Source organism: Clostridium drakei (assembly GCF_000633595.2).
Classification (GTDB): Bacteria; Bacillota; Clostridia; order Clostridiales; family Clostridiaceae; genus Clostridium_AM; species Clostridium_AM drakei.
Map to the genome: position 1 here is coordinate 46458 of NZ_JIBU02000020.1, position 19092 is coordinate 65549.

At 28.5% G+C, this 19092-nt stretch carries 18 protein-coding genes; all 18 read right to left on the reverse strand.

Annotated features, from left to right (window positions below; translation table 11 throughout):
* Window positions 1–65 precede the first annotated feature (65 nt).
* Window positions 66–203 (reverse strand): hypothetical protein, encoded by a 138-nt coding sequence (locus EG57_RS26520; protein ID WP_161782707.1) that lies wholly within the window; start codon window positions 201–203, stop codon window positions 66–68.
* A 42-nt stretch (window positions 204–245) separates the two neighbouring features.
* Window positions 246–2201: an asparagine synthase-related protein gene (locus EG57_RS0210925; protein ID WP_032077243.1), complete on the reverse strand. Its 1956-nt coding sequence runs from the start codon at window positions 2199–2201 to the stop codon at window positions 246–248.
* Window positions 2201–2677 carry a lasso peptide biosynthesis B2 protein gene (locus EG57_RS0210930; protein WP_032077244.1) on the reverse strand — a complete coding sequence of 159 codons (477 nt, stop codon included), beginning with the start codon at window positions 2675–2677 and terminating at the stop codon, window positions 2201–2203. Before EG57_RS0210930 ends, EG57_RS0210925 begins: the two co-directional genes overlap by 1 nt.
* A complete protein-coding gene (locus EG57_RS0210935) occupies window positions 2652–2939 on the reverse strand; it encodes a lasso peptide biosynthesis PqqD family chaperone (protein ID WP_032077245.1) in 288 nt (95 codons plus the stop codon). Before EG57_RS0210935 ends, EG57_RS0210930 begins: the two co-directional genes overlap by 26 nt.
* Window positions 2940–2959: 20 nt before the next feature.
* The gene (locus tag EG57_RS0210940; RefSeq protein WP_032077246.1) at window positions 2960–3883 is read right to left on the reverse strand and encodes a phosphoenolpyruvate carboxykinase (ATP); all 924 of its coding nucleotides are present in this window, start codon (window positions 3881–3883) and stop codon (window positions 2960–2962) included.
* Between the two features lie 247 nt (window positions 3884–4130).
* Window positions 4131–5366 carry a nucleotidyltransferase domain-containing protein gene (locus tag EG57_RS0210945; protein WP_032077247.1) on the reverse strand — a complete coding sequence of 412 codons (1236 nt, stop codon included), beginning with the start codon at window positions 5364–5366 and terminating at the stop codon, window positions 4131–4133.
* Between the two features lie 282 nt (window positions 5367–5648).
* Window positions 5649–7220, reverse strand: coding sequence for a hypothetical protein (locus EG57_RS0210950; RefSeq protein WP_152563676.1), 1572 nt, complete (start codon window positions 7218–7220; stop codon window positions 5649–5651).
* 21 nt (window positions 7221–7241) lie between these two features.
* On the reverse strand, window positions 7242–7376 hold the full coding sequence (locus EG57_RS27285) for a hypothetical protein (RefSeq protein ID WP_278246460.1): 135 nt from the start codon (window positions 7374–7376) through the stop codon (window positions 7242–7244).
* Between the two features lie 14 nt (window positions 7377–7390).
* A complete protein-coding gene (locus EG57_RS0210955; protein ID WP_032077249.1) occupies window positions 7391–8923 on the reverse strand; it encodes a lipopolysaccharide biosynthesis protein in 1533 nt (510 codons plus the stop codon).
* 84 nt (window positions 8924–9007) lie between these two features.
* Window positions 9008–10141, reverse strand: a complete 1134-nt coding sequence (locus EG57_RS25425; RefSeq protein WP_052037857.1) for a glycosyltransferase family 2 protein — start codon at window positions 10139–10141, stop codon at window positions 9008–9010.
* Window positions 10142–10375: 234 nt separating this feature from the next.
* Window positions 10376–11170 (reverse strand): O-fucosyltransferase family protein, encoded by a 795-nt coding sequence (locus EG57_RS0210965; RefSeq protein ID WP_032077250.1) that lies wholly within the window; start codon window positions 11168–11170, stop codon window positions 10376–10378.
* A 151-nt stretch (window positions 11171–11321) separates the two neighbouring features.
* Window positions 11322–12611 (reverse strand): O-antigen ligase family protein, encoded by a 1290-nt coding sequence (locus EG57_RS0210970; protein ID WP_032077251.1) that lies wholly within the window; start codon window positions 12609–12611, stop codon window positions 11322–11324.
* Between the two features lie 32 nt (window positions 12612–12643).
* Window positions 12644–13711, reverse strand: coding sequence for a glycosyltransferase family 4 protein (locus EG57_RS0210975; protein WP_032077252.1), 1068 nt, complete (start codon window positions 13709–13711; stop codon window positions 12644–12646).
* A 32-nt stretch (window positions 13712–13743) separates the two neighbouring features.
* Complete coding sequence (locus tag EG57_RS0210980) at window positions 13744–14904, reverse strand: glycosyltransferase family 4 protein (protein WP_032077253.1); 1161 nt, start codon at window positions 14902–14904, stop codon at window positions 13744–13746.
* Window positions 14905–14929: 25 nt separating this feature from the next.
* Window positions 14930–16096, reverse strand: a complete 1167-nt coding sequence (locus tag EG57_RS0210985) for a glycosyltransferase family 4 protein (RefSeq protein WP_032077254.1) — start codon at window positions 16094–16096, stop codon at window positions 14930–14932.
* A 26-nt stretch (window positions 16097–16122) separates the two neighbouring features.
* Window positions 16123–16854 carry a WecB/TagA/CpsF family glycosyltransferase gene (locus tag EG57_RS0210990; RefSeq protein WP_032077255.1) on the reverse strand — a complete coding sequence of 244 codons (732 nt, stop codon included), beginning with the start codon at window positions 16852–16854 and terminating at the stop codon, window positions 16123–16125.
* A 2-nt stretch (window positions 16855–16856) separates the two neighbouring features.
* Complete coding sequence (locus EG57_RS0210995; RefSeq protein WP_032077256.1) at window positions 16857–17804, reverse strand: GDP-L-fucose synthase family protein; 948 nt, start codon at window positions 17802–17804, stop codon at window positions 16857–16859.
* A gap of 128 nt (window positions 17805–17932) precedes the next feature.
* Entirely contained in the window at window positions 17933–19021 is a 1089-nt protein-coding gene (gene gmd, locus EG57_RS0211000; RefSeq protein ID WP_032077257.1) for a GDP-mannose 4,6-dehydratase, read from the reverse strand.
* Between the last annotated feature and the right edge of the window lie 71 nt (window positions 19022–19092).

Below are 19092 nucleotides of genomic sequence, written 5' to 3' on the forward strand. Positions count from 1 at the left end.
TAATTATTTTAGTATTAAACCACTGGTTAACCCAGTGGTTTAATACTAAAAATTAAATTTTTTCTTTAGGCTGATGGCCTATTCCCCCATTCTCTATGACCATTTACAGTTACTCTGATATGATCTTCTCCATTTCCATCCAAGGCACCTTTTGTGCAACCTACACCCAATTCCCAAATTTCCGGTGTTTCCCATTTCTTCATCTTTTCACCTCCTTTTATAGTGTTTATAAAAAAAATATATTTCTAATATACTTCTTTTTTATACATACTAATAAAATGTTTAAAAATTAAACTAGTAATTATAATTTTAACTGATGATTCTTTAGATTGTGTCATTGAATCTCCAATATCATTTAAAGCTTTTTTAATTTTATCCATATCTAAATAAATTCGTAATTCTTTATCTTCAACTAATTCTTTTGTTTCCTTTTGAATTTCTCTCCATATAGGTACCAACCTTTGTACCCAATCTGCATTTTGCGTTCCTCTTACATCATAATTCAGTCTTACTTTATCTGGTAAAATTTCTTTCATAGCTCTACGGATTAAATATCTTTCACGTCCTTTTCTAACATATTGTTCTTCAGGGATTCCCAAACAAAACTCAATAACTCGCTTGTCTCTAGTTGGATCCCGACTAATTACTCCATATTTTAATGATACTTTTGTATCTACTCCACCCATTTGAGAAAATACTGTTGGATCAACAGTCATTTTACGTGCTTCTTCTAAATCATAATATCTTCTCTGATATGATCCAATACCTAATTTTTTAAAATATTCATCAACCTTCCATCTTAATTTAAATTCTGGATTTACAACTGCAATTGATTCTTTTATTTCGGACTTACCTCTTATTTTTTTATATAACGTTTTTATACAATTTGGTAAAATCATTTTTATAAATACTTTTAAAACATGAAAATATTTATAATTATAAAATTTGCAAAATTCTGTAATTTCTTTATGTATTGATAACAATTTCACCTTTTTATATAATGTTATTAAGTGAATTCCAATATCTCCAAAAGAAATTGTAAAGTTTCCATTTTGTCCATCAAGAAGAACACTACAACCTCTTTTTGATGCAATAGATTCTATTTCATTTATCCAAAAAAAATTTCTAAAAAATTTATAAGGCTGTTCTAAAAATTCTAAATATTCATCTACATTGGTAAATGAATTTTTGCCTTCAGAATTACAATAGGTAACATCAATATTTTTATGCTTTTTGCATATAGCCTCAATATATTCAGTTTCATTTGCTATATAATCTTTATATAAGTAATCTACATAATCAGGAAAAGGAATTGCACTAAATGCTTGTAACCTTTTACCCTCAGAAGCTAATTTTTGTGCAGCAACGCATGCTACTGATCCAGAATCAAGTCCACCACTCATCTTAATTCCAATTGGACCTATACTGCGAAGGCGACAATGAACAGCTTCAAAAAATATTTTTTTAAAAGCTTCATTATATTCTTCATCAGATTTAAAACGAACTTTAGGTAAATTTAATGGATCCCAATATTGTTTCTTTACCATTTTGTTATAATTTATCCTTATAGTATATGCTGGAAGTAACTGTTTAATATCCTTATACACAGTTTCATTGCTATCAATTTCATGCATAGGCCCTTCTAAAGATAAAAAATTTGCAATCCACCTATCATTCAGCACTTTACCTTCTTGGCAAATAGAAAATAATGGTTTTGCAAGTGTACAAAATGCAAATATATTTGAAGAATGGTAAAAATAAAAAGTTCGGTTTCCCGTTTGATCTCTAGCACAGAATAATTCTTTTTTATTTCCGTCCCAAATCGCAAAAGCAAAATCTCCCACTAAATATTTAGGACACTTTTCTTCCCATTTTTTATATGCCATTAAAATAAGCTGACTATCAGAAATATAATCCCATTCTAACTTTGGCACATTAAATAAAGTAAAAATTTCTGTACGGTTATCAATGATAGCATCAGCTGTTATTGCCAAGTTTGTTACCTTATCAAAATAAGGTAACTTTTCAAACTTAGATTCAGGGGTAATATACTGCACTGCACAACCAAAAAATATTTCTCTATTTTTCCAAGTTGCTACCTTGTCCACATGGTAACTACTGATCTTATCCATCATTTTCAAGCCTACTTCTTCTGAAACCTTCTTACCATCTATAGAAAAAATTCCACATATTGCTCCCACTATTTTCTCCCCCTAACTTTACTCGAAAACTTCATAACTTCTGTAAAGCTATTACATCCAAGCCCACCAGTTACAATAATTTTTCCACTTCTCAGCCATGCATGAGCTAATAGCTTTTTTTGTTTATTTTTTGCCACTCCTAGATATAAAGTGGAATCTATTTTTCTTTTTTTTAACATTCTTTGTGCTGTGAGAGCTTGAACAAAACATTTGCTTTCCCATGGTGTAATCCTACTAACAACTGCAACTGCCCATCCAATTTTATTTATAGTTACTTTATTAATATCACTTATCTCCTCAGAAGATTCTTCTTTATATTTTCCAACAAATTCAACTAAATTATTAAAAGGTAAAAACAAAATTACAAATCTAAATATACCAGATAGAAAAAATCCATCAATTAATAATACTTTTTCTTGCCATGATAATTTGAAAAACTTTGCTATTTTATTAGTTAATTGTAATAAGGCTTTCATTATATAATCCATTTAAAAATGTTAATACAGTATCTTCACATGTTTTTGCATCCACATCAAATTCTTTGATTAGTATTGAAACTACCTCTTTTATTGATATTGGTCTTTCAATAATTTCCCATACACGACTACCTACACTATTAAAACCATAATACTTTCCTTTGCTAATATCCATCATAACTATTTCATCATCCATATATGTAGAGTCCAATCCTAATTTTTGAGTTATGACATCGTCAATAGAGATAATATTCTTTACCATACCAATCACTCCTCTTTAATTTATACTAAACATTCTATTTTTTGCTTTATAAACTTAACTTGATCTTCTAAAGAAAATATATCTTTAGGTCTAACTAGTTTGAAAACTTCAATATTTTTAGATATCTCTAAACATTGTTTAAAATATTGTGATTTTGTACCAAGAATTCTAAAAAGTACTCCACGATATATATTTTTTAAAAGAATATTTAGTTTATCAACTCCATGAAACTGGTTAATTTCTACACAATTGCACTCTTCTGGGCTAATTTCAAATATAGCCACAAGAGGAACAGGTGAATCTAAGAAACCTTCTTTTATTGTAAAAGAATACTTATTTTGTTTTGTAGAAACTTCACATACTTGACTTTTGTCTTCTCCCACTATTTCTAAACTATCACTCCATAATTTTTGCTGAGGATATCCTGGTTGTGCAATTGGAATACCTTCTTCATTTATTTTAATAACTGATATATCATCTGTTAAAATCAAGTGTCCAATTTTGCGAAAGGCTGAAGATAAAGTTGACTTACCAGCCCCAGAAACACCAGAAAGTATAATAGCCTTTCCATCAATAACTACAATACTTCCATGTATTGAAACCATATCTCGCTGTAAAAGAAGTGTCCCTAGTGCCATTCCTAGCAAATATAGCCTCATAGAATTATCACTAGCATTTTTATCAGGTTCTACAATGATAAAGTTACCATTTCTTAAATAATATTTTCCAACATCATCTATCTCAAAAATCAATTCATTTTGAGATATCTTTACATTTTTCTCCTCCCATACTACTTTATCAATCCTTATTGGTACTTTCCCCTTAACAATGTTAACATCAATTTTTTCTGACTCTTCAAGTTCAATAAGCTCAGGAAGATAAAAATCCGAAATAAATTTTAGACCAAATGCTCTATATAAATACCTATTTTTATCGTTACACATCATCTTATCCCCTATAAAATATTTATTTTATCTACTCATTTACAGAACATGCAGTACTAATAGTTGATCAATCATCTATGTTACTATTTTACCATTTTCCTATTTTTTGACATCATGCCATGGTTTAATCTTTTTATACCACATATAATACTCCGTATAATCTACTTATTATACCAAAGTGGTATATAATCTTACTATTGGAATAGTATCTATAATTCTGTTAAGAATATTCTAATCAGTCCACTATCTATAGTTCTAACCATTTAAACAAATCAACCCGCTTTCTTAAATAATTAGATTGTGATAGCAAAAGAACTCTTTTCTGATCTATATTAAAATCCCTACGAAAGATACCATATATTAGACGGTGTAACCATGCTAAAGGTATAAACATTGGGTGTTTTTTTACATAGCTATATCTTTTTGAAAGTTTATCTGCTCTTGGGAAAAAAAAACCTACTATACATTTAAATTTCCCCATGAAACTATGGGATTGTCTATCACTTTCACAATAGGATAAAAGCTTATCGTCTACTGCACTCAAAATTACTTTACCATAAATTCCTCCATAAACTCCTCCAATAAAAACACTATCTATAATCATATCTATATATTCATTGTTCTCTACTTCCCTATTATATAATTCGTTTGGCACAACCATGTGAAATAATCTTTTACACACTTCAAATATGGCAATAACAAAGTTTTCAATTTTGCACTTCTTAACTTGTTCATAAAAACTATTCCAATTAACTTTATGCCTCTGTGTTTCAACTAAAATTACTAAATCACAAAGCTGTCGAAGTCCAAATCCCGAATACACAAAGTGCACAGCCATATGTAAGCATAAGTATAGAATTTGGTTTTCCAATGAAGGAACTAATACAGTTGCACTGCATATGTTAACATTTTCAGTATTTTCCCATATACTTCTTTCGATATAATCGGCATTTTTGAAATACAGTGTATCTATTAACTTCCAATGAAGTTCAATAGGAAGAAATCGTTTATGTGAAAATAATATATGCTTTGAGTCTCTAGAATACTCAAAATATCCTAGGTTCAAAAGAATTTTTTCTACTTTCTCCACATCTTCAAAATGTACAAGTATATCTGAATCCGACATAGTTCTCAGTTCCTTCACTGGATAAAGTTCCCTGAGTACTAATCCTTTCAACCCTATCACTTGTATTTCGGCTTCATTTAGAGCCCTTAATACAGAAGTCATTTTATTAATATTTTGTTTCTGAATTATTGAAGCTAAAATCGTATTTTTTTTCCATTTTAGCACGATTTCATCTTCATGATTAAAATTATCTTGCATACTCTTTATTATGGGATATAAAAATGCAAATACATCGTGTTCCTTTGCCATTTTAAAGACTATGTTCCAATTAATATTATCTACTTCAGCATTGTTAATCTTTTCCCCATGTATTGATGCAGTTAAAAGACACGCTAAGCATTGTTGATCATTATTCATATTAAACCTCCAAATTATTTAATAGTACATAATATGGTATAATCTTAACTGCGGCACATTAAATCATGTATTGGATATTTTCCAATACATGAAGTTTATTAAATTAAAACAAAATAAGGAAATCGCATAAAGTATAAATTTTTAATTATGCAATTTCCTCAAGTAAGTAAATGATTCAATTGCAAATTAACTTAATCCCATATATCTCTCATTCTTTAATTTTATTAATAATGCATTAAAGTCACTAACTAAAGCTGGGATATCTGGGGATGTGCTTGTATTTTATAATGGTAATACATCTGTTGCAATCATCGAAGTATTATATATTCCTGCAGATTTTATATCACCACCTCTATTATAGTTTTTTGAAGCGATAACCTTCTTTGTAATAGTTTTGCTATTTGTAGCAGTAGAACTAATATTAACAAGTCGAACATTACCTCCTGCGTCTAAGAAATTATTATTGTAAAATAACATATCCCATAAGAACGCACTGACAGTGTTTGAAGCTAAATCATTTAATAAGGGCGACACTGTATTTAAAAATATATTTTTTTTAAATAAAATTGTTTTGCAATTTGCTCCACCTACTACTCCTGTTGCTGGGAAAACAAGTTGCATAAATACATTTGAATATTCACTATAAGTTTTTGTTGGAGATAATATAAGATTATTTCTAAATCTAAAGATTCCTACTACTCCTATCATCTTTATTAATGTTGTTGAACCAGACACTCGATAATCAATTGTATTTCCCTCAAACTCAATCAAATTAGCACTGATACTATCAATTATGATTGGAATATATACAGAAGAATCAGAGCAGCTAAAACTATTTTCAATATATTTTAAAATACCTACATAGAATCCATTTCGAGTATCGGATGTACTATCAAATGGGCATTTTAAAATCTTCCCTGCACCTAGTATAGTAGCACGATTTTTTTCAAAAACTATTTCAGAAGTCATTAAACCATTAGAAGTTGAATTACTTACCTCTGAAAAATAAAGACATTTTCCTGTGTTGTTCTTAACTCGTATAGTGCCATTATTACCTCCGTTTGGCGAGTTATCACAAGTTATAAGCCAACCTATTGCAACTTCAAAATAATTACCCTCAATTAGCACATTATCAAATCCATCTGCTACTTTTAGCAGTTCCCTGGTAGTTACATTATCAATAAACTTATTGTCCCATATATGAATATTTGCAAATGATTCTGTTCCAACATTCGATGGTTTCATATAAATTTGATGGTCTAATGCTCTACCAAAAGTGCAATTATATATATCCACATTATTTGAATCAACTCTTATACACTCTCCAGTGCTGTCGTGAATATATATATCGTGAATCTTTATATTATCGCCTCTAGTCCATATGTCAGCATAATTTATAAAATTAGTACTGGCATCTGGAATATTGCTCTGATTACCATTGATTGTTCCACCATATATTACATTATTGCCACCCAATCTAATAGTAGGATATTGTGTTTTATCATAATTTCTAGTTATAGTTGCACCATTTAAATCAACAACTAAATTTACTGGAATATTAATATATTGATTAATTACATACTCTTTTCCTCTTCTAAATCGTAGAATATAACCATTTGATACAGCATAATTAGCCATATCATTAATTCCTTGTGCAATATCTGTACTAAAATATTGTGATTGTTCTGGATATACATAACTGAAGTCTGATTGATTAGCCTTTTCTGATAACTGCAATTGTATTCTTTTTATTGGATAACTTATATCCTCCATAGAATCCACCCCTATACATACTATGAAGGCTTGTACTAATTGCACACATAATAGTAGAAAAAATATATTCTTATTCTTCATGTCATTACATCCATCACCTTTTTAATAAATATAGTTGTCCGTTTTTTCAATAAATACAAATACTGCATCATATCCTTGATCTATATATTTTTTAGCTATTTCTACTTTTTCCAATATCTCTTCTTCTAATCCTTTTGTATAACTTTTTCCTTTCATAAACACTTTTTATCTTATGCTAACTTCTTTTTAATAATTAATCTTTTAGCCATTCCAAAGACATATTGAAATTCAGTTGACCTGAAGCTAATTATAAGAAATATCACATTTGGAATTATGACACACACAATTATTTTACTTATGAAGCATATTACTCCGTATCCAGGTACCATACTACATACATAATATGTTAAAGCTCCAACCAAGCAAATAACCACAGTATAAATCACAAGTTTAAAATAATAAATTAACTCACTTTTCTGAAAATAGTTTTTAAATAGAACATTCGTCTCCCATGGCATTTCTATAAAGAAGTAACTAATGATAGTAGAAATAATTACACCATTAATGCCTATCTTTGAAACAAGCACTATATTAAATATAAGATTAATACCACAACCTACTAATGGTCTAAATTTATCTTCCCACCACATACCATCTGCATCTTTATATGTCTGAACTATCTTTCTAATTAGAGTGATATAAAAATATGCTACTAATAATATTACTGTTGTAAATTCTAGCATTAAACTACTTCCAACCCATATCATCATAAAAGGTTGATATAAGCATACCAAACATATAGAACACCATCCAACTATCCAGGCATTAATAAATGTTAACTTATTAAAATCTCTATAATTTTTTTCTTTTGTTTCAACAATAATACTATTGCCTATCCCTGCAGTTATCGCTCCATATATTAATGTCAAAAAAGCAGTTATTGCAGAAATAATATAACAATAATTCCCGTATATGCCAACTGTAGACAATCCCAAAAATGCAGATATTATTATATTATCTAAAGATGTTGAAACCGTATTGCCAATTTTCTGAAAAGCCAGCGCACCTACCCGTTTTGCAATAACAAGTGTAACAGCCTTATTTAATATACCCCTACACCGATATTGTGGATATCTCCTATCCACTAATATTGAGCATATAATATTATCTGTAACAGTACAAACAATATTTGAAATTACATACAAAATGAAACTTTTAAATTCGATAAGTAATATTAGTTGAATTATGCTAATAACTATACGAACTGAAACACCAACCTTTTCAATTAGATCACTACGTTGATGGGCTGTTAACAATGATTTTTTATACGCAAATAGAAGATAGCTAATTGATGTATTTACTAGATATAAAAAATACAGAAAATATATATTAATATCTTTGGGGTATGATCCACTGATTATATATTTAATAAATGGTAATAAACTTAATCCAACAAATAAAATTCCTACACCAATCAATCTATATATTTTTCTATATAGATTTAACAGGGCACAAATTTCTTCTTCATTATCTTTAGCTATAGGTTCATACATACTAAAAATCATTGCAGTTCCAAAGCCTAATTCAGACAAATTTAATACCTGCAATATTGAAGCAAACAGACTATTTAATCCGAGATACTCTTCACCTAGAACCTTAATAATTATTGTCCTTATTATAAATGGAAATAAAATACTAACTATTCTATTTGCAATACCGTATATAATATTCCTTGAAGAATTTTTTGTTCTTTCAAACTTCATATAAACCTCATGTCCAATCCCTTAGAATTTATTCCTATTTTTTAGAGCTAAATTTATACTAAATAGCTAGCAGGTCTACCCTTTTTATAGGATTTGAGAAGTCCTATTTGTTACCATTCTTTTTAACCTAATTTGTTTCCTAATGAAATCATACTCTTGCTTTTTTTTAGTTATCGAATTATTAATTCGCCGTTTATCGAATAACTTAACTATTAAATAGTTAATTGTAGCCATCAATTCAGGAAATTTATTAAATAATATGAAGTCCATTTTATGTAATCCTGATACTTTTGTATTCTTAATCAAAATTTCCAAATCATTTCTTATTTTTTCCTTATAAGAAATCATATATCTCCGCTTATTTTTAATTTTTGAGTATTTCAAACGAGCATAATAATTTAACATTAAAATATAGTATTTTGCCATACATTTATCTGATTTATCAAATTCTTTATGGATTTTAAGATATTTGGCGAAATCCATATAAAATTCAAGAACATCAAGAGTTCTTTCTGTAAAAGAACTTGTACTAGAACTGGTATTTCCTTTAAAATAAAAATACAAAACATTATCTATGGATACAAAAACTTTGCAATGTTTAAAAATATTTAGCATAAATCGGGTGTCCTCTCCATTACATCCCTTAAATCGCTCATCATTGATTACATCACGGCGGAATAATTTTGAATACACACTCCACCTAATAATATCTACATCAAAAAATTTTGAGTAAAGTTCTCGGCAATCGTCGGATATTATTTGACGTATTAAAGTATCATCTTTAACACTATTGCTTTCATATAATTCTAATACTTCGTCAAAATAGAATACTTTGCTTCTTGAATCTACAATATCTGCATTTTTCATAAGCATCGTATCTAATAATATCTCATACATTGTCGGTGCAATATAATCATCACTATCTACAAATCCAATAAATTCCCCTTTTGCAATACTTAATCCATAATTTCTTGCTGATGAGACACCTTGGTTTTTTTGCTTTACTAAAATAATACGTGGATCAAGCTTTTCATATTTCTTACATATTAAATAGCTGCTGTCTTTAGACTCATCATCCACCAATATTATTTCAATATTTTTATAAGTTTGATTTATAATGCTATTCAAACATCTTTCCAAATAATTCTCAACATTGTATACAGGCACAATTATACTTATTATACCTTGCAGAAAACAATTTTTGGTATTCTTGTTCATTTGAACCTCCCTATCAATTTTCTTTACTTAATCAAGATTTGAAAATTGTACTTTCTTCTTATTCTAATAATAAATCTCAAAGACCTATTAATATAACTCACTTTCCGCACTCATTTTATAGTTTTCTAATGAATTATTACCAAAATTTTTTAAATATCTTTCAAACCCTTTATGTAAAAAGTATAATAGCATTTAAAATTCTCTAGTAAGCTTCTCGGTTATCAATGTTTTTAACTAGTTATTTTTAACAATACTGATAGGAATTTGTCCCCATTGTGCAGCTACTTCTGAAAAAGAACTATAATAACTACCAATAATCTTATCTGTTTTAGATAAACATAGTAAATCGATTAAAGCACAGATAATACCTTCACTTGAATTCCGATTCAATACTTTCTTTCCTTGGGTTATAACTCTGCCCTCAAACTCTTTGCATAATAATTTTTCTTCATCTAACGAATCGGTAGATAAAAAGAACTTAACATTGGGATTATTATCAATTTCATTTTTCATTTGCTTTATAAATCCTTGTGAAGAACTAGTTTGAATTGCATTAATGTTATCTGATCGTCTAATATGTACACCTATTATTTTTCCATTACTAAAGTTATAAATTTTGTTTACTTTATCCAATACACTATCTAAAGGTTTATATATACCAAAATTTAATTTGGTGTAAAATTGATGACCTGTTGCAATATAAACTTTATCATTTTCCTTTATTCCATTAAATGCGTTCCTAGGCAATAAAAGACCTTGCCTCAAGTTCTTAACACTTTTATCATCAAGATATAACTTTGAAGTAATTCTCTGATAAAAATGGCTTATTTGATCCATTTGTTTAATATCTTTCAATGGTATGCTTTCTAATGGTTTAAATAATTCATAAAACGAACAATTCAACTCTTTATTTTTTTTCCAACTTATAATTATATTTGATGATAAATTATAGTCATTGTTTAATTCTATCATTGAGCTAATTGCTCTCAATCTATTACATAACCCACCAGTAGGTTCAAAACATATCATGATTTATTCTCCTCCAATTAAAAAAATATATAAATAAACTATACGTTTAAACATGTCATTAGTAATGTTTGCTAATATTATTTTCTTTACAAATAACTGAATACCTATATTCGAAACTCTTGTATACTATTACATATTATCAATTCATATTTCATTCATATTGTTTCATTGTCTTAAAATATCTGATACTTGAAGTTTCAGATATTTTAATCACTAACCATAATACAACAAATAAAACGAGTGTCTGATAATTAAATGCACCCAACGACCTCTCTGTAAGAGAATACACTGCAAAGTACAAAATATATATACAAATAAAAAATCGTTCTGGTGATGATGACATATTGCGAGTATGTGCACATATTTTGTAGATCATTAATAAAAAAACAACTACACCTACTATTCCAATACTCATCCATAATTCTATTAAACCATTATGACTTCCAACTGGAATTCCACCCAATACCAAATTATATTGCCTGCAAATTTTGAGAAAAATATCATTATTAACATCCCATGCCGTTCCATATCCATAACCAAACCATTTATTTCCTAACATCATTTCACTTGTTATTATATTCCATATTGGTAATCTTCCTGTTAACGTAATATTTCTTCCAAAAGTTTGTAAAACACCATTAAATATACTCAAACAATACACTACAATAGACCCAAACACTACATTAATTAGTAGATACATTTTTCCTAAACTTACTGTTGAATTTCTATGATCAATTACTATCATAATTACAAATGGCAATATCATACAAACAATGGCGCCTACCGCTTTACATAAAATAATTAAATAAAACTGAATTATTATAAACAATACATACTTAAGAATTCCTTTTTGTTTATTAGTCATTAACCAACGAATTTTTGATAATGTTATTAATATGCTAAAAGTTAATTCCCCCGCCATATTATTCTTTGTTGAGAAAATTCCTACTAATGCACCTGAGTTATCATACGCCACCCCTTTAAATGCCAACATCATAATAAATATCAAAATCAATATTATGAATTGTGCATTAATAGTATAATCGAGCAATTTATTAAGGGATAGTTTATTTGCTAAATAATTTGCATATAAAATCGTCACCAATAATTCAAAGCAATTCTTAACTGTAGTTGTATAATCGGATGTAACAGTCAAAGATATAGCCAATAATGCAGAATAAAATATAGCAATATATATAGATTTAGAATATACTTTGTATATAGATTTAGAATATACTTTCAAATTTTCAAACTTATATTGTACCAGAAGTTCAATACCTATAATTGAGTATACAATGATACTAAAGATAGTTTCAGCATGAGCACCCAAAACCACATCTCCAAATCGTCCTACCCCTCCCATAAACTTTACAAGAACTACAATATTCAAAATAGATATGGCATTTAGTTTTGATAAGTTTTTTTTGCAATAATACTCCATAATAATCTATTAACCGCCCCTTTTCTTCAATTTTATTTTTTATCTAGTAACGATTGATATAATACATGATATTGCTGCTTAATAATATCTGGTGCATATTTCTTCATTACATAATTATTTACTTTCTCGCCAATTGAATCAAATCTCTCACGGTCATATAAAAACAGATTATATACATCTTGAATTTTTTGAATTATCATTTTTAAATGTTCCTCATCGTTTTGGTAGTCGTAACCATAAAACAATGACTTATCAGAAATGTCATTAAGTGTTCCTATATTAGGACAAATTACAGTATGTTTATACGAAAATGCCAGAATTGCAACTCCTGAATTTAACGAGGTCTTAACATTATATGGTATTAACAATATATTTGAACTTTTAATTAAAGAAAACATTTCTTCATTTTCAATAAACCTCAAAACTAATTTTATATTATCTAGTTCCTTGCAATCTCTTCTGATGCTATCAAGATATTCTTTCTTACCTCCACCAGCAATTACAAATACAATTTTTTTATCTTTAAAATACTTTGCTGCTTCAATGATTAATTCTATATTTTTATAAGGTCTAATAGCTCCCACAAATAAAATTACAAATGTATCTTTATTAATATTTAATTGCATTCTAAAATCAACTTTTTTATCAATGTATGAACCTTTATAAGTTACATGAGGTATGATATGAAGTTTGTTCTTTAATTCATTATCATTTACATATTCAGATAACACTTGATACGTATCACTAGATAGTCCAACTATAGCGTCACTTTTTTTACAAAGAAATCGAATAAAAAATTTCATTAATCGTTCATTTTTCACTTCATGTGGCATTTTATTGTGACAGGTAAAAATAATTTTAATATGAAGTAATTTTAATAACATTATAAGCATCGTTCTTTTTACAAACATCATATATGGTTCATTATCCAAATTTTCATACCAATTTAAATTTACAACTTTAAGTGCCAACATTGATTTTATCGATTTTAAAGCATCTTGTAAATCGCATACATCATACCCCGCATCTTCAATACACTTTGCAACAATTTTTATATACAAATTTGAATCATTTCTAAGAGGAAATATAGCAGTTTTCATTGCATTCACGCCTTTCCAGAATATTGGTTCACTTATCCTCTCACACAGTTGTTATCTAAGAAATGTTTTTCTGTTTTACTTATATCATTAAACATTTCAATATATTTATCTACTATACTATCCCAGTTAAATTCATCAAAAATCTTCTTATTAGCTAGCTCACCCATATCTTCATTATCTTCTTTCATAATTCTATTAACCCATGTACTACACTCTAAGTTATCTATAATTATGCCATTTACATTATTATCTATAATAAAATTTGGTCCAGGTGCTTTTACTGCAATAACTTTACACTTATTATACATAGCTTCTAGTATACTCATTCCAAATATCTCTCTAGTATTAAAATTTAAAAATATATCACTTGCCCTGTAATAATTATGAATTTTATTGTTTTCTATTTTGTCTATAATCTTTATATTACTAGTTAAATTATATTTGTCTATTCGTTTTATAACTATATCTTTCATTGAGCCTGTTCCAACCATAATTAAATAGTAGTTAGTTGATTTATTATTTAATTCTTTCATGATTTTTATCGCTTGCAGTGGATTTTTATACTCTTCTAGTCTACCTACAAATATTAGTATTTTTTTATCCCTAGGTAACTTTAATTCTTCCCTTAACTCATTTTTATTTTTCTTAATATCTGGTATTATATTCAAATCAAGTCCAACGGAAATTACTCGAACTTTTTCTATACCTTTACTTTTCAAAACATTTTTTACTTCTACAGTTTTAGCTACAACTATATTTCTTTTTAAATATCTTATATTACGTTCTGATATAAGATCTATAATTCTCCTCTTAAATTTATTATTTGTATCACTATATATAGTCCCTACATAATTATATATAGGAATACTTTTTCTTTTACAAAATTTAAGAAAACTTGGAACCATAAACTGATTATCACTTAGCAAATGAACAACATCTATATTATAATCTAATATAAACTTAGGATTTATAATTCCATGATTTCCAAGCTTTATTGCTGGAATATATATAATTCTAATCCCATCACTAATATTATTAATAATAACTTTCTTATTTTTTGACGTATTTAAGAAGAATATATCCGTTTCTATTCCTTTCTTAAGTAACGCCTTTGCCAACCCTAACTCTTGAATATTATAGTATCCTATTTTTCCTGAGTTACCAACATATAATCTAATAATACCCAACTTCATAAAATTACCCCATCTTATAATTTATTTATAAATTTTTGTATATCTTTTCTAACATCCTATAATTTTTATTTACGCTATACTTTCTTTCATATTCATTTAAGGCATTATTAATATACATGTTTAATTTATCTATGTTCTGAAAAGACTTCAGAACTTCTTTTATACTACTATTAGTAAAATCATGAACTATTCCATAAGTTTTATCTTTAAGCAATCCCCCTACATTACCTATATTGCTCCCAATTATAGGAACACCTTGTGATAATGCTTCAATAATTACCATTGGAAATCCCTCATACCATTGTGATGGAATTATCAAAGCTTTTGCCTTTGAAAGAATTTTCATTGCATCTTCTTTCTTCCTTGTTCCTAAGAATTCAATATTACTGATATTGTTATTAGTTATAAACTCTCTTAAATACCCTTCTTCTGTTCCAGCTCCAACAATAACTAGTGTCTCATCTTTTATCTCTTTCCAAGTATTTAACAACAAATGAATTCCTTTAATACTTTCTATTCTACCAAGAAACATAAAATATTCTCTATCTTTTACTGGAATAATGTCTAAATTAGTTTTTTCAGTAAAATTAGACTTAATAACTATTTTATTTTTAGGTATTAACGCTTCAAGTTTTCTCTTATTAAACTTTGTTAAAGCTATATACGTATCCACTTTGTCATAACTACCAATAATCCTATTTATCTTCAACATAAGCACAACTGCTAATGTTTGAATTTTGGAATTTCTATAGCACTTATTTTTAATAGCACACTTAAGACCCTTACTTATACACTCCTCACATATCTTACCATTACAAGTAAAGGTGGCTCCTGGACAAAGTAATCTAAAATTATGAACAGTTTGCACTATTTTGCAACCACAATCTTTTGCTGCTTTATAAACTGAAGGACTTATTAAAGGTAAAGTATTATGCACATGAACTATATCTATCTCATTCTCCCTAATTACTTTTTTTACTTCCCTAACAGTCTTAAAAGAATATATAGTTTCAAATGGTAACTTTATCTTTTCCAAAATCCCACTTTTCTTTATTTCCTCATTATGTCTTGTATACATAAATACTTCATGCCCATTATCCTCAAGCATCTTCTTTTCATTAGCAACTACAGTATCCTCTCCTCCAGAAACTTGATAATAATTATGGACTATTAATACTCTTTCTTTATCCATTATCCATGTAGTCCTTTCACCAAAACTTATTTATTGAACATAGTTAAATAAATAAACTTAATATTTGTAGTAACATACCTTTTTAATAATCTCTTAGGATCTTGCATTAATCTATATAACCATTCTAGGCTACACTTTTGCATCCACATTGGAGCTCTTGCTATTTTTTCAGCATAGTAATCAAATCCAGCTCCCACTCCAACCATTATTGCATTAACCTTTCCTTTATGAGTAAACATCCACTTTTCCTGTTTAGGTGCACCTAAGCCAATCCATAAGAAATCCACATTGCTATTATTTATTTCATTTAAAACCTTATCACTTTCTAAAGATACTTCTGACTTAAATGGAGGTGAATACATTCCTGCTATACTTAATTTGGGATACTTATTCTTAAGCTTATTTTTAAGCAATTCTAGTGTTTCTTTTGTACTACCATAAAAATAATGTTTATATCCTTTCTCCTCTGATTCTTTAAACAACTTACCCATCAAATCTGGACCAGTTACCCTTTCAGCATTTTTTAATCCTCGTTTCTTACTTAAAATAGAAAGTGGTTTTCCATCTGGAAGTGATAATGCACCACTATTTTGTATTTTCCTATATTCCTCATCCTCATAAGCCATTATAGTAGTATGAACATTAGAGATACAGACATAATTCCCTTTAAGCTTCTCTAAATTTTTCTCAATATAATTAACTATCTCATTAAGATTAGTAACGGCTACATTAACACCAAATATATTACAAATTTCCATTACTAAATTCCTTTCTGATTATTGATATAGTTTTCTACAAACCACTTGTAGGTCTTTTTAATTCCTTCTTTAAGTTCAATCTTATAAGTCCATCCTGCTGCCTCAAGTCTGCTTACATCAAGAAGCTTTCTAGGGGTTCCATCTGGTTTACTAAAATCAAATACTAATCTTCCTTCATATCCAATAATTTTCTTAATTAATTCTGCAAGTCCTCTTATACTAATTTCTTTACCTGTACCAATGTTAAAGAACTCATTTTCCTTATAGGTTTCCATTAAGTAAATACAAGCATCTGCCATATCTTCAGAATATAAGAATTCCCTAAGTGGTGTTCCACTTCCCCATACTACAACTTCTGGAACATTGCTATCCTTAGCTTCATGAAATCTTCTAATTAACGCTGGCATTACATGAGAATTTTCTGGATGAAAGTTATCATAAGGTCCATATAAGTTTGTAGGCATTACACTTATATATTTTGTACCATATTGTTTATTAAAGAATTGACACATTTTGAGTCCAGATATTTTAGCTAATGCATAGGCTTCATTTGTTTCTTCTAAATATCCTGAAAGTAAATACTCCTCCTTTATAGGTTGTGGACACATTTTAGGATAAATACATGAACTTCCAAGAAACATTAACTTTTTTACTTCATACTTATAGGCCATTCCTATAACATTATTTTGTATTTGCAAATTTTTATATATAAAATCTGCAGGATAAGTGCTATTTGCAAGTATTCCTCCTACCTTAGCTGCTGCCAAGAATACATACTCAGGTTTTTCTTTTTTAAAAAATTCTTCAACTTCCAGTAAATTCGTTAAGTCAAGTTCACTATGAGTTTTTCCAATTATATTTGTATAATTCTTTTCTTTTAACTTTCTAACTATAGCAGATCCAACTAATCCTCTATGTCCTGCTACATATATTTTGCTGTCATTTTTCACTTTTTTCACCCCTTAAGATTAAAAGCAAACACTTATATTTTTACATTTAGTTAACAATGAATGAATTAATATATTTCTTGGTGCATGTCCAAAATCATGATTAAATACATAAAACACTATCTTCTTCTTCATTGTTTTGTTATTGCTGCTTCATTTTGTATCAAAAATTCTTCAGTACTTAATCCAGTAATTTCTCTCATATCTCCATCCACCATCATCTTCACTAACTCGGGAAAATTAATTTTTCTTTCCCATCCAAGTTCTCTTTCAGCCTTTCTACAATCTCCCCATAGAAGTTCAACTTCTGCAAGTCTAAAATACCTTGGATTTACATCTACAAGAAGTTTGCCAGTATCCTTGTCATATCCTTTTTCTTCTACTCCAGTGCCTTTCCATTCTATCTCAATCCCAACTTCCTTAAAGGATAACTCCACAAACTCTCTTACTGTATGAGTTTCATTTGTAGCTATAACAAAATCCTGTGGCTTTTCTTGCTGTAGTATAAGCCACATTGCCTCTACATAATCTCCTGCAAATCCCCAATCTCTTTTGGCATCTAAATTTCCAAGTGATAGCTTTTCTTGCTTCCCTGCCATCATACTAGCTACAGCCCTTGTAATTTTTCTTGTAACAAAAGTTTCACCTCTTCTTGGAGATTCATGATTGAATAGTATTCCGTTACAAGCATATATCCCATAAGATTCCCTATAATTTACTGTAATCCAATATGCATAGAGCTTTGCTGCTCCATATGGACTCTTTGGATAAAAAGCTGTCTTTTCACTTTGTGGAGCAGTCCGTGGTATCCCTCCAAATAATTCTGAAGTTGATGCCTGATAAAATTTGCAGTTTATCTCATTTTCTCTTATGGCATCTAATATTCTTAACGTACCTATGGCATCGGATTCTGCAGTATATTCTGGTACCTCAAAGGATACCTGAACATGACTTTGGGCTCCAAGATTATAAATTTCCTGTGGTTGTATTTTTGATATCAATCTGTTCAAATTACTTGAATCGCTTAGATCTCCATAATGCAAAAATAATTTTTTGTTTCCTACTTCAGGATTATCATAAAGGTGGTCAATTCTTTTTGTATTTATGGTACTATGTCTTCTTATAATACCGTGTACATCATATCCTTTTTCCAGCAACAATTCTGCTAAATAAGATCCATCTTGTCCAGTTATGCCTGTAATTAATGCCTTTTTATTCATATAAACTCTCCTAACTTATAAACTCTTTAATATTTTTTAGTTATTGATCTTATCCTTATTGATAAAGGCAA